At 54.2% G+C, this 13113-nt stretch carries 15 protein-coding genes; 4 read left to right on the top strand and 11 right to left on the bottom strand.

Features of this window, described 5'->3' with window-relative positions; genetic code table 11:
• Positions 1-47 precede the first annotated feature (47 nt).
• The 4 genes from AZH53_RS06190 to hisB are packed head-to-tail and all read left to right on the top strand — an operon-like array spanning position 48 to position 3461.
• Complete coding sequence (locus tag AZH53_RS06190; protein ID WP_319642647.1) at positions 48-1256, top strand: methionine adenosyltransferase; 1209 nt, start codon at positions 48-50, stop codon at positions 1254-1256.
• A gap of 25 nt (positions 1257-1281) precedes the next feature.
• Positions 1282-2160, top strand: a complete 879-nt coding sequence (gene hisG, locus AZH53_RS06195; protein ID WP_319642648.1) for an ATP phosphoribosyltransferase — start codon at positions 1282-1284, stop codon at positions 2158-2160.
• Between the two features lie 6 nt (positions 2161-2166).
• Complete coding sequence (gene hisA, locus AZH53_RS06200) at positions 2167-2883, top strand: 1-(5-phosphoribosyl)-5-[(5-phosphoribosylamino)methylideneamino]imidazole-4-carboxamide isomerase (protein WP_319642649.1); 717 nt, start codon at positions 2167-2169, stop codon at positions 2881-2883.
• Positions 2880-3461, top strand: coding sequence for an imidazoleglycerol-phosphate dehydratase HisB (hisB, locus tag AZH53_RS06205; RefSeq protein ID WP_319642650.1), 582 nt, complete (start codon positions 2880-2882; stop codon positions 3459-3461). Before hisA ends, hisB begins: the two co-directional genes overlap by 4 nt.
• Positions 3462-3498: 37 nt before the next feature.
• On the opposite strand, the gene AZH53_RS06210 is transcribed toward hisB, so the two are convergent.
• The 11 genes from AZH53_RS06210 to AZH53_RS06260 all read right to left on the bottom strand — a co-directional run bounded on the left by AZH53_RS06210 (position 3499) and on the right by AZH53_RS06260 (position 12997).
• A complete protein-coding gene (locus AZH53_RS06210) occupies positions 3499-3714 on the bottom strand; it encodes a histone family protein (protein ID WP_319643656.1) in 216 nt (71 codons plus the stop codon).
• 196 nt (positions 3715-3910) lie between these two features.
• Entirely contained in the window at positions 3911-4654 is a 744-nt protein-coding gene (mtxX, locus tag AZH53_RS06215; protein ID WP_319642651.1) for a methanogenesis marker protein Mmp4/MtxX, read from the bottom strand.
• 9 nt (positions 4655-4663) lie between these two features.
• A complete protein-coding gene (locus AZH53_RS06220) occupies positions 4664-5659 on the bottom strand; it encodes a methanogenesis marker 2 protein (protein ID WP_319643657.1) in 996 nt (331 codons plus the stop codon).
• 208 nt (positions 5660-5867) lie between these two features.
• Entirely contained in the window at positions 5868-6164 is a 297-nt protein-coding gene (locus AZH53_RS06225; protein WP_319642652.1) for a hypothetical protein, read from the bottom strand.
• A gap of 284 nt (positions 6165-6448) precedes the next feature.
• Positions 6449-6619: a helix-turn-helix domain-containing protein gene (locus AZH53_RS06230; RefSeq protein ID WP_319642653.1), complete on the bottom strand. Its 171-nt coding sequence runs from the start codon at positions 6617-6619 to the stop codon at positions 6449-6451.
• Between the two features lie 97 nt (positions 6620-6716).
• A complete protein-coding gene (locus AZH53_RS06235; protein ID WP_319642654.1) occupies positions 6717-7061 on the bottom strand; it encodes a hypothetical protein in 345 nt (114 codons plus the stop codon).
• A 148-nt stretch (positions 7062-7209) separates the two neighbouring features.
• Positions 7210-7782: a hypothetical protein gene (locus AZH53_RS06240; protein ID WP_319642655.1), complete on the bottom strand. Its 573-nt coding sequence runs from the start codon at positions 7780-7782 to the stop codon at positions 7210-7212.
• A 93-nt stretch (positions 7783-7875) separates the two neighbouring features.
• Positions 7876-8163, bottom strand: a complete 288-nt coding sequence (locus AZH53_RS06245; RefSeq protein ID WP_319642656.1) for a hypothetical protein — start codon at positions 8161-8163, stop codon at positions 7876-7878.
• 568 nt (positions 8164-8731) lie between these two features.
• Positions 8732-10189 (bottom strand): RNA-binding protein, encoded by a 1458-nt coding sequence (locus tag AZH53_RS06250; protein WP_319642657.1) that lies wholly within the window; start codon positions 10187-10189, stop codon positions 8732-8734.
• Between the two features lie 593 nt (positions 10190-10782).
• Complete coding sequence (locus tag AZH53_RS06255; protein ID WP_319642658.1) at positions 10783-10986, bottom strand: hypothetical protein; 204 nt, start codon at positions 10984-10986, stop codon at positions 10783-10785.
• A 178-nt stretch (positions 10987-11164) separates the two neighbouring features.
• Positions 11165-12997: a phage tail tape measure protein gene (locus AZH53_RS06260; RefSeq protein ID WP_319642659.1), complete on the bottom strand. Its 1833-nt coding sequence runs from the start codon at positions 12995-12997 to the stop codon at positions 11165-11167.
• Positions 12998-13113 lie beyond the last annotated feature (116 nt).

Here is a 13113-nt window from a genome sequence, read left to right on the forward strand (position 1 = left end):
TGCGAGCCCACCCACTTTTAAACAATAGTAGGAGTTCGTGAGCTGAAATGGCACGAAATATTGCAGTAGAGACCTTACGTGAGATGCCGGTAAACAAGCAGCACATAGAGCTTGCGGAACGGAAATGTATCGGGCACCCGGACAGTATAGCAGATGGAATTGCAGAGGCGATCTCCCGTGCACTTTCGAGGTCCTATCTCGACGAATGCGGTGCCGTCCTTCACCACAATACCGACCAGGGTGAAGTCGTCGCCGGGGAGTCCCTGCCAAAATTCGGCGGTGGTGTCGTCACCCGCCCGATGTATATTCTCCTGACCGGTCGTGCCACCAAGTTCTATGACGGAGCCACCATTCCAACGGATTCCATTGCTGTCGAAGCAGCACGGAATTACCTGAGGAATACCCTCGAATTCCTGAATATGGAGCATGATGTCATCGTCGACTGCAGGATGGGCGTCGGATCATCCGATCTGAGGGATGTCTTCAAGGCCTGTAGCGACAACTCCCGGCCGCATGCAAACGATACGTCCTTCGGGGTCGGCCATGCCCCGTTCTCGGATCTGGAACGGACTATCCTGGCCGTCAGCGAACACCTCGACAATGTCTATCGGCCGAAACACCCCGTTATCGGGACCGATGTGAAGATCATGGGTCTTCGTCAGGGGGATGACATCACCCTCACCCTCTGCGTGCCGATGATTGACCGTTTCTGCTCCTCCATGGACGACTATATCGAAGCGGTCCGGAAGGTGACCGAAGAGGCAAGGGCCGTCGCCTCCGCCCAGAGCTCCCGAAAAGTTGCAGTGCAGGTCAATACAGGCGACAACTACAAGAGCGAAAGCTCCATCTTCCTCACCGTCACCGGGACATCTGCGGAGATGGGTGATGACGGATCCGTCGGCCGTGGAAATCGTGCCAACGGCCTCATCACCCCCCACCGCCCGATGAGCATGGAAGCTACGAGCGGAAAGAACCCGATCAATCACATCGGGAAAATCTATAATCTCCTTGCAACCGATCTGGCCACCAAATGCACACGGGAAGTCGAGGGCATCGACGACCTCTATGTCCGCCTCCTCTCACAGATAGGAAAACCGATCGACAAGCCGCTTGTTGCAAGCGTCCAGTACGTCTCGGAATCCGGCATCGACGAGATGCGGGCAGCAAAGGAGATCGAGGCCATCATCGACGACGGACTCGAGAACATCACCTCGATTACCGAACGGGTGATCCAGGGAGAACTGAAAACCTTCTGATGCGATCAGTAACCTGTGGAAGATAATGAAGCCGACAGAAAACGAACAGGTCAGGCTTGCCATACCAAACAAAGGGCGTATCTCCCAGCCCATCATCGACCTCCTTGAGAAGGGAGGACTCCACCTGCAGAGCTCCGGGGGCAGAAAGCTCATCACCAAAACCGTCGACCCGATGGTCGAGGTCCTCTTTGCACGCCCCATCGACATCCCGGAGTACGTGGCAAGCGGTGCAGCAGACCTTGGCATCACCGGACGGGACATGGTCCTCGAAAGAGGCTCACAGGTCGAGGAGCTCCTTGACCTGAAGATGGGAGAGGCACGCCTCGTCCTCGCGGTTCCCGAGGAGAGCGGAATCACCACGGCTGAAGAGATGGCGGACATGACCATCGCAACGGAATTTCCGGGGATCACCGCACGCTACTTCGGTGATCGGGGCATCACGCCGCGGCTCTTCCCTGTCGGCGGTGCGTGTGAGGCCACCCCCTATCTTGGCGTCGCGGATGCAATTGTCGACCTGACGAGCTCGGGAACGACGCTGAAGACCAACCATCTCCGCATCATCGACGAACTTCTCTCCTCGACCACCATCGTCATTGCAAATAGCATATCGCGGACAAGCAAGGCCCTCAAGATCGACGAGATCTGTCTTGCACTCGAGAGCGTCCTTGCCGCACAGGGGCAGTGCTACCTGATGATGAATGTCGAACGACGCGCTCTGGATGAGGTAAGGAATGTCCTGCCGGGTCTTGCCGGGCCGACCGTCATGGACGTGGCCTCGAACGAACATCTCGTCGCGGTCCATGCCGTCGTCGCCGAGGAACGCATCTACGAACTCATCAGCCAGCTGCGAAAGGCAGGGGCACGCGACATTCTTGTCATGCCGATTGAACGTATGATCAGGTGATATTTCATGAAGATATACCCTGCAGTGGACATCCTTGACGGAAGATGCGTCCAGCTCATCCAGGGGAACCGTGCCACCGCCACGGACTATGGCGACCCCGTCATCCGTGCCATCCGGTGGCTGGATGAGGGGGCGGATGCCCTCCATATCGTCAACCTCGACGGAGCGTTCGGCGCCGCCGAGGCAAATGCATCGGTCATCAAGGACATCCTGAGCGAAACCGGCGCAGAGGTGCAGCTGGGCGGCGGCATCAGGAGCACAGGAGATGCTGCGGGGTGGCTCGAGATCGGTGTCGACCGGGTCATACTGGGCACCCTTGCAACGAAAGAGCCGGACTGCATCCGTGAACTGGCTGACGAGTTCGGGAGCAAGCGCATAATGGCAGGGGTCGATGCGAAGGACGGTCAGGTCGTTGTCAGGGGCTGGGAAGAGCCGGCAGGAGATTATATCGAATGGGCACAGCGTTTTGAAGCACTCGGGGCAGGGTCCCTCCTTTTCACGAATGTCAATGTCGAAGGACTTCAGCAGGGCATCGACCCCGAACCCGTACGTCGGCTGGTCGCCGGAACCCGTCTCCCCGTCATCGCCTCGGGCGGCGTTACAACGCCTGCGGACGTGCGGACTCTGGCGGATATCGGTGTGAGCGGCATCGTGCTCGGGTCGGCCCTCTACGGCGGGAAGATTACGCTCCAGGAGGCTCTGGAGGCAGGGAAAGAGAAATGAGAACTGCTACTATCAAACGGAAAACAAAGGAGACGAATGTCAGCGTCACCGTATCTCTCGATGACAGAAGTGGCACCTCCGTTGCAACAGGCATCGGATTTCTGGATCACATGCTCACCGCATGCGCCCGTCACGGCAAATTCGGCATCGTCATAGAGGCTGCAGGAGACCTCGAGGTCGACGCACACCACACGATGGAGGATATCGGCATCGTGATGGGACAGGCCCTCTCGCAGGCAATCGGGGACGGCACAGGCATCGTCAGGTTCGCTTCCATGTCAGTCCCCATGGACGAGGCAATAGCAACGGCCGTCCTCGATGTCGGCGGCCGGGGCTATCTCGTCATGAACGGAACCTTTGCAAACCCCGGACCGGGAGGACTCCCACCGGATCTCTTTGAGCACTTCTTCTACAGCCTCTGCATCAATGCCGGCGTAACAGCGCACCTGTCGTTTGCCGGACAAAATGATCACCACAAATGCGAAGCGCTCTTCAAGGCATTCGGCATTGCCCTCGGGAGGGCTATCTCCCGGGAGGAGGGCAGCACCGAAATCCCCAGCACCAAAGGAGTGCTGTAAAATTTAGTTTTTTTTAAAATAAAAAATCAGAAAATGTTTATGCAGCAAGTTCGTTTACTGCAAGGTCAACATCTTCTTTCTTGATCGTCTTACGGCCCGCGTGCTTAGCGTACTTGCTTGCCTCTTTGGTAAGTTCGGCAATGTAGCCCTCTGCTGCGTCGGCAATTGCCTGTGCAGCATCGCTGCCAACACGCTCAGCACCATTGTTCTTCGCAATCCTCACGACTGCTGCAATAGGTAGATCATTCGCCATTTTCAATTCCACCTCAAAAAGAAAATCGGCAAGTTAATATATAAACTTTCTGGAAATTCGGGACATTTCGGATGGCAAAATGCATATTGCGCACCAGTTACCGGATATTTTTTCGAAAAAGCGTTAATGAGAGGGCAAAAGAAAAAACTCTCAAATTTAGCTTAAATTTAAAAATATATTGTCCATTTATCCTTTTTTATTTTTTTAACAAAGAATTCGCAATGAATAGGGCATTGGAATAATCTGACGAGGCGCGCGATGTATCGACAAATATTTTGTCGATATTTGCCACAGGTGCACCATGTGCTTTCCCTTCGCCAAGAAGGGCCAGAGTCCTGAAAATAATATTCCCGGAAATTCCATCGGGTGCAATAATCACTCCATACTCCCCTGCCGCTTTTTCGATAAGAATTTCAATGTGATCCCCTCCTGTCGCCGCGGCAACCTTCAGCGCATCCTCGATGGTCCTGTCCACCTGCGGATGTCGGCCGATATCCCCGATACGTCCGCCGGACATGATACCGACCTTATTGTTGAGGCCAAACGCCTTTGCCATGGGCCGGGCCCGCTCAATGAGCGAAATCTTCTCTTCGACCGTCCACCCTTCATCCACGCCCACCGGGGCAAGAAGAAACCGTTTCCCCGAGGCAGTTTCGAGGAGGGCAATCCGCTCAAGGTACCCGGCCCCCGTCATCTCCCTGAGAACAGCAAGCGTATGATTGGCGGGAAGGCTTCCCCTGACGGCCGCGTCGATGGCACCATTGCAGAGATCCCCAATCATTGCGGCGGCCGGATCGCTGCTGACCCGGACCATCTGCCCGTCAAAGAAGGGGGCAAGGTCCGCTGATGTATAGATACAGACACGGGCACTGCCCGAAAAGACCGCAAGAGAAGAGAGAATAGTTGCCGGCCCGGTACCGGCACCGATCCCGATGATCATACAAATGTCCTAGGGTGTGTTGAATATGTGCATGATCCCTTCTTTTGCGAGATCAAATACGGCGGTCTCCCTGCCTGCATACGACACCTTCAGTTTCCTGGAGGTATCGACAACACCGATATCCGCTGCTGTGATGCCCACCTCCTCAAAGAGACTGATGACCTTTCCAACATGCTCCTCGGGGACGGTGAGGATGAAACCCATTCCGGGGTACATCCTGATCCAGTGCTCGAATGGAATGCCCAGTGCCTTCAGGTCGGGCCGGGGTATCTTCTCCGGGTTGATGAGGGCTCCTTTTTCACTCGTCTCGAGGAGCATCCCCATCGTTCCGATCACACCCGGGTTGCTGATATCCTTTCCCGCCGTTGCCAGATGCTCCTCACCGATGATGCGCATCACCTGAATCTGGGCGCGCACCTCTCCCGCAGACCGGAGGGTGGCACTATCCCAGTTCAGATCGCAGGACGGGTGGACACGGCCTTCGAGATCGATGGCGGCAACGACCCGGTCGCCCTCACGGGCGGTATGAGAAAATATTGCATTTTCCGGGCGGACGGTACCGAGGATCGCAACATCGATGATGTTCATCTCCGCATCGGGGTGGAGATGGCCACCGACAACCGGGACGCCGAACTTCTTCGATGCCTCGAACATCCCCCGCAGGACTTCGTGGCACACCTCTTCATTCCCGATGGAAAGGATATCCACCATAGCGATTGGCTTTCCGCCCATCGCCGCAATGTCATGCACATTTACGAGGACCGAACAGAATCCTGCCCAGTAGGGATCGGCCTCCATAAGACGGCTCCATATCCCGTCGGCGGCAAGCAGAAGGCCGTCATCTCCATTTATTATCAGCGCCGCATCGTCACCGAAAGAAACGGCAACATCCGGGTCATCGAGGCGAAGGGAACGGATAATTTCTCCAATCGCCCGTTTGCGGGTGACTCCTGCATATTCACGGACTGCCTGAGCTATTGTATCTGTGGAACACCTTACCACAATAACACCATCTGTACTTAAATTCATCATCCTGAGCACCATTAAAGATATGCGTATGTCCTGCTGTTAACTGTAAAAAAATACAAACGCTGCTGGTGCTCTTTTCTTCATTCCGGGTTTTCTGCTGGGCGGAAAAATAGTTGTCGATCTTGTTCTCCCGGGAGATCGCCCCCCGGGGGCCCTAGGTGCGAGGTATTCAAACCCAAATCCGCTACAATTCTTCGTCTGGTTGTTTATCGGGAGCTTTAATGAATTGCAGAAACACTTCAAAAACCTCCTCACGGAACGACGGATCGTCTCGGACAAATTGGAGAAGTACTTCTCTTAAATCTGAGCGGTTGCAAACGATCTCTTCCTCCATTTCCGGGCTATAGTTTTTTTCGGCATACCCTCCCAACGCCTCCAGAACCACGTCGGTCCGGGTACATCCCCGATAATTAGCAATGCAATCAATCCTTTTGACGAGTTCATGTGGGGCTCTCACTCCCAATTGCGCCATCTCACTCATACGATTTTAACTGATGGCTATAGATCTATTAAATAACACCTCTCATATTCGCCCATCCTTCCATGCTTGGTATTCCTCTTCTGTCGGCTCGCGTCCGTGCCTTTCTCTGAACTTGGAAACCCACGAGCCCGAAGAACAGAGGGTTATTGTATACTTCTCCTGATCTCGCACAAATTGCGAGAACGGGCACTCCCGGAACTGAGGGCATTTTGTGGGGCATTCTCCTTCGTCCTGGAATACACAATCACGATCTAACCTCGGGCATGTGCATGTTTGGGGCCTCATCAAACCCCCTCTTCCATGATGCGCTCCAGCTCGTCCCGCCGGATACGCCACGAGCGGGCGATCTTTATGGCCTTGATCTTGCCCTCGTTGATATAGCGCCGGACCGTCATGGGGGTTATACTCAGTATTTCGGCAATTTCATCAACAGTGTATATTTCCTTAAGTACCATTACCCGAAGTTACACGAACACCTAAAAAAAGATATTGATGATGTCTGAAATAGATGAAAGTTTTTGAAATTATCTCAAAGATAAGAAAAGAAAGAGTTTAAGTCCGGTTCCAGTTGGTACCAGCCCAAGGATCGAAAGAGGCATTGTCTACAATTTCCACCATTCCGCGCTCGATCATAATCCGCAGCGCGATCCCATCCACCGGATGCAGGTCGTCGTTCAGAACCTGATCGACCACGCACTGTGACGTCCGAAAAACCTCTATCTTTTCCTTGCTTGTCTGGGCAGACTCTGCCGAATGTGTTTGCGATGTCATTTCAGTTCCCTCCGGCGTTTTGCCGATGAAAATGCCAACGCATAGAAAATATATATAGGTTTCTACAGAACATTCCCAAAATAGCCCATAGACATCGATTAAATAACGTAAAACTGTAATACACATATAAATATATCTCAAAATACGTCAAAGCACACAGAAGCGATCTCAGCGCGTTTACGCACGGACCATAGAAACGTATAGGCAAGGGGCCGATCGTGCGAGATTTCGACGATGTGGGGGCCCGGCGCCTATGAACATGGAAAAGATCGGATCAGACTTCCCGAGACGGAGGGAAAAGCATCTGTATCCGTATGTGGTAGGGGTTTCCGCACTGGCAGCCGACCCGGGCGAACATGCCGGGGAACGCATGAGCACCAAATGTATGCAAACCCTCACCCCGATAGTATTCCGGGCCGCATGGTTGCCCTCCAAGGGTCTGGAGATACGCAAACTCCTCCATGAGACCGACGATGCGTTCTTCTGCCTGCATGTATTCCGTCCCGCAGTGCGGGCACTTGATCTTCGGCAGCTCTGCCTTTTGTGGAAGGCGTTTGAACCCCTTATCGCCGATGATGTCGATCACGAGGTCGCGGTCCTTGAACATCCGCCCGGCCCGTGCGAGGTGTGCAGCTCTCTTCGCGACCCTCTCCGCCTCCTTACGTTCTTGGCGTTCGATCTGTGCCTGGGCCCGCTGCTCTTCTTTCGCTCTTTCTTCGATACAGCGGTCTACATCGATACCGCTTTTCTTGAGAGCCGCAACGATCTCTTCGTTCGTGGGCTCCCTGCGTTTCTTCGGGGCATTCCCCCCGGCGAGTTTTGATGTGATGGATTCTGTAAGTGTCATGTTGGTTTCCTTTGTGGTATCTTTATAAAGGGCGCCCCACTAAGTCCGATATAGTATTTAAATGTATCGGTTGGGCCCCATACTTTGGAACGTTCACCTGTACCGGATATCGAGGTCTTTGATCGGTACGGCATTTCGCCCCCCTTCAAGAGTCAGGGTTTTCAGAACGCGTCGAGGTATATGGAGTTCCCCATACAGAATATCGAGGCTTTTTTTCTGCGACTGCCTGCTCTCTTTTTCAAGGGATGTGAGTTTCTTTTTGAGTGTTTCCTGTTCCTTTTGGAGTTCTGCCTGTTGTTTCTTGAGATTGTCAATGCGCATCTGATAACGCTGCATACGCAATACCTCGACGGCTGCTTGTCTTCGCTGTTCGTCGGTCATTTCTTTTCCCTTGGTGCATTTCGGAGCAAAGAGGGATCTGCCCGGACCGATCCTCATGTTCTCCATTGTCCTGGTGATTGTTTTTCGTTCTGATGAAGTCATGTTGGTTCCTTGCGGATTGGTGTGTCCCCCTCCCCGGCCCCGCCAACCGGATCATCGGGGGCGCTCTGTGGTCGTTACTGGTTGCGAGGGGTGTCACGGGCGGTCGTGGCCTTGGAACCCCGTGATCCGCGGCCCGTGTTCCCATGAACCCATACAAACCCACCCGAACCCGAAGTGGGAAAAGAACGATATGAGCACAAATCACAAATCCGATTGAAAATTTCAATTTGTTTGGTTTGGGATATCTTCCTGAACCCATTTCCTGAACCCGCACAGGAACAAACGGAAGAGTGTTCGTGATATCGGTTCCCTGCCTTTGGGTTTCGGATCTTGGTTCTTGAAGAATAATAATATAATAAATTATTATATTCTACTATTATTCTCAGGTCTTTTGGCAAATGAAGCTCATTCCTTCGTGAACCCATTGTGGGTTCATTTCGGGAACATCTCGGGTTCATCGGGTTCATCAACAACCCTCCTCCGGAACATACTCCGGATCGCGTTTCCAGGCCTCTTCATCGAAGCTGTAAAACCCGGCGTATTGGCTGATGTTGGGGGTCGCATGGATTACAATCACGTTCTGTTGCCTGTGAACGGTCTCCCCCTTCTTGTTGTATGTGGTTACAACATCCTTTCGGGGTGTGGCCCCGGGAATTTTTCCCACGATCCCGCCATCACTCTGGCCCCGATCGGTCCGTCCATAGAGCAGCCGGCGGACGTTTGTCCGGGTAGCGGTTCGTTTCGTTCCTTCCTTTGAATACCCTTCAATGATCTCGTCTTCAGGAACCTCACCACCACGATCGGCGATGAACTGCCATAGCGCACGCTCCTCCTTGGTGAGCCCGAGTTTCCGGGTATCTTCGTTCGTTTTAAACAACGTTGCTGCGGTCAGCATGTCCTCGACCGCGGCAGTCAGCGTAACCACGCCGTTCTCGTCGGGGTCTGTCTGTTCGCGTTGCATAAACCGAAGCGCCGCAACAGCCGCGATAAAATCAACAAAGTAACGCATGATCCGGCGGTTGCTTTTGTCCTCAAAAGTAACATACGCGAAGAATGGCATCCGGACCCGGAAGAGGTGTTTTTTTACTTCGCGAATGATGGCCCGACAGACAAGCACGTCCTGGCTAAGCGGATAGTCCGGTTCACCATTTACCGCTTTCTTCTTCATGAACTCTTCATATTTCGCATCCAATAGGGGGCCGGTTTCAATGCCAATTTTATACTGCCTGTCATTCAGCTGATCGTCGCCCTGGTCCCCCAAAGAGGTGTATAAGAACATCATCCGCGGGGGGATGGTACGCACGTTTTGTTGGAGCTTGCTATCTACGGTCCGATATTCGGTCTCATCCTGGAAAGATGACATGCAGCGCTTGACAAGGTCGGTCATTTCCGGGGTCAGGGTGGTGTCGTCGCTGAAGAGAATCATGCCCGCTTCTAGTTTACCATAGAACAGGGCCTTGTTGCTGAATGAAGAGGTGATCAAATACTCCTCCGGACACAAGTGCACGGCTGCCTTTACTGCTGCGGTCTTCCCGGCCCCCTTGGCCCCTGTTAAGGCTGGTTGCACGCCTTGGGTCGTCACACAACTCTGGGCCCCAATTGCTACCGCTATGATGTCAAGAACAGCCGTGTCCTCGCTGTGGAGCGTCTTAAATGTCTGCCTGAGAAATGCGAGGGGGTCGCCATTCTCCAGAATGTATTTGGCACGGGCCGGGGGGTAATCGGGCGAACGCATCACCTCATCATATGCGGCGGCAACGTCCTCTTCCCCATAATGGTTGGAATGGAGCTCGGCAAGGTCGGCGATTATACGATCACCAGCATGTCCTTCGTCTATCCTCTCCTTGATGTGCTCCCGAAGGCGCATGGCCCGATCATCTAAAGGGTTGGAGGCGGGGGCGGCCACGCCCGTGGCGCTGCTCATACCCGGGGGCCTCCCTGTTCATGTTTTATCTGTGCTTTTCGAAGGGCAAGTCTAAGCGCCCACGGTACCCCACAGACGACGCCGGGATCGATATTCCCCGCCAGAAATATAGAGACCCGTTGACCACCCCCCATGGGCAGAAGGCTTGGAAGAACACAATCGCGGGTATCCCGTATCCCAAATGGGGGGTAATACCATGTGAAACTGCAATTCTGAGCGTCCCATACATATATTCTCTGGCTACTGCCATCCCACAGGCCAGGAATAAGGGATATACCTTTTTCTCTGTATCCGCCAGGCGACCAAAAGCGCAGCACCTCTTCGTGGAATGCTGAATATGTATCCTCGGGAGGGCTCTGCGGGGATGCCATTTTTACCCCCTCCGGTTGGTGGTCTTGCTAACGGCGGAACGCCCCGGAGCATCGACAACGGTCACCGGGCCCCGGATTTCCTCTAACGATGTCCTTATATGGGTGAAACTCAGAAACAAGAGTGAACACCCCGTGCGAATTTAGGACATTTGCGGTTTGTTCGATTTACTATGTGAGCCGCTTGAGATGTTCCCGCATCTCGGGCGGCCTTCCTATCGGGAATCATTCGCAAGTCGCCTCTGCTTTTTCGGTCTCGCTTCTATCGTTGACACCCAACGCAACTATTAACAGGTTGTTTACGATTGATGATCGGCTCGTCAGCCCCCTCACTTCGTCTAAGGCGTTGAGCGTCTTGTGATCGATGGAAACGTTCATTCTCGCTTTTTTCATTTTTTCCCTCTTTCGGTTGTTGTCTTGTAGCCCCATTACAGATACAATATGTGCACAACATTACACACGGCGGGCCCCGGCCCAACGGCGTGGCCACTTTCTCATTGTATATAATGTTTGTCCGTAATGCTTATATAACATTTTAGGTTTTCGGGTTTTGTGGGGACATCGAAGAATCGCACTCCCTTTTCGAGTCTTCGTCCAGGGGGGAGTGTCAATGCGACACCCCCGCTCTGAACCGCTGTTGTCTCTGAGCCGACCCGATTTCGGTCATGAGCTTGTCGATGTCATCCGGCGAGGATATCGTCGGGTTCACGATCGTGATAGACTGATCTACCGTGCCACCAGCGGCGCCACTGGAAGCCGCAGGGGCCGGAGTTGGCGTGACGGTGTTCTGGTCGAAGATCAACTCGCCGATGGCCCCAAAACCCGATAGTATCGCAGACGCAGGACTCTTGCCGGTGAGGATACCATCGACAAGGGCGTCCATCATCAGCGACCCGGCGTTCGCGAGCCAGTCGATGGCACCGAGGATTATGTTCTTTATCGAATCGAAAACTCCCGTTACGGTCTCAGCGATCTGCTCCCAGTTTTTGAATGCGTAGATCACCCATCCAATCGGGCCGAGGAGGAGGAGGAGGTTATCGCCGAATCCGAGGATGCCCCCTTCGCCGTCTCCCTTCAGCCAATCGACGAATCCCATGATCCGGGCCTTCACCCAATCAACCGCCTTCGAGACGACTCCAAACTTTTTCTCAAGGGCGTAAAGACCGAGACCGAGTGCGACGATGCCTGCGATGATAAGAACGACGGGGTTCGCTGCAAGGGTCATGAGGGCCCCACCCAAACTCGGAATTGACGTGGTACTCAAAAGCATCATCAGCGGCCCCAGGGGTGCGAGCCCCTGCGCTCCGAATATCCCAAGGCCTGCCACCGTCTGGAGTGGGGCCGGAAGTCCTGCCAAACCGTCAGCGAAAATACCAACTGCCCCGGCGGCCGCCGCTGTTGCGGGAGCCATCCCTTCGCCGAGTGCGATCTTCGCCGCATTCATTTTGTTCTCGGCGATCTCGGTCTTCGAGGCGGTCGTGTCGAGTTGGGCCTGTAAAGCGCTCTGAACTGCCCCACTCTCTCCGACAGCGGATGCGTAATCATCCAGCTCGTCGGACTGTCGGGACAGGGACATGGCAGCCCGCACCCCATACGCCCCGAAGATATCCTGCATGATGGACATCTGCTCAACGTTGCCTCCCGCGTCATCAAGAGCATCACCTAACCCGGCGAGGACGGATTCCATCCCGATAAAATTGCCCTGTGCGTCTTTTACAGCGATGCCAAGATCTGCCAGTTTGCTCTGCTTCGTCTCATCAGCGAGAGACATGAGCATGGTCTTCATCGCCGTGCCCGCCTCTTCCGAGCTCGTGAAGTCCTTCTTCAGCATACCGTTCATCGCGGCGAGCTCTTCGAATGAGATTCCCAATGTTGACGCGACACCGATGTTTTTGGAGAGTTCCTGCTGGAGTTCTGGTAACGTGGTTTTGAAGTCCTGCACAGTCCCGATCAACACATCAGTAATGTGGCTAGCGTCGCCAGCTCTATCCCCGTAGACATCAAGCACCATCGTCGTCGCATCGACTGCCTCTGCCATGTCAAGGTTGCCAGCGACCGCCATGTCTGCGATGGCCGGGATGCCTGCGATAGCTTCCTCGGCGGAGTAGCCCGCCGAGCGCATCATGTAAAAGCCCTCGGCCACTTCATCGGCAGATATCGGGAGCTGTTTGGAGATCGATATGGCCGCATCTTCCATGGCTTCCATCTGTTCGACGGTGACGCCACCCAGACTCTTCACCTGCGCCATCGCAGTGTCAAAGTCCATGAACGTGGAATTTATGTCGGACACCATCGCAGCGGCAGCGATACCGACGCCGGTCATCGCGGCACCGATGGCAAGAGCGTTCTTGTTGATCCCTCTGGTAGCCTTGTCCATTTGTGTGGAGAGGTTATTCTTCAGGCCGAGAACGACCATGAGCTCTTTTATTACCTGCGTCACGCGGAAACCCCCCACGAGCAGCCGGTCGGCTCGACAGGCGTGTCGTCGATAAGGATGAGGTCGCCCTCGTCGATTAGGAGTTGGGCAAAACGCCTATGGAGTGGAGAGATTCGGTT

This window comes from Methanovulcanius yangii (assembly GCF_018687785.1).
Lineage (GTDB): Archaea > Halobacteriota > Methanomicrobia > Methanomicrobiales > Methanomicrobiaceae > Methanovulcanius > Methanovulcanius yangii.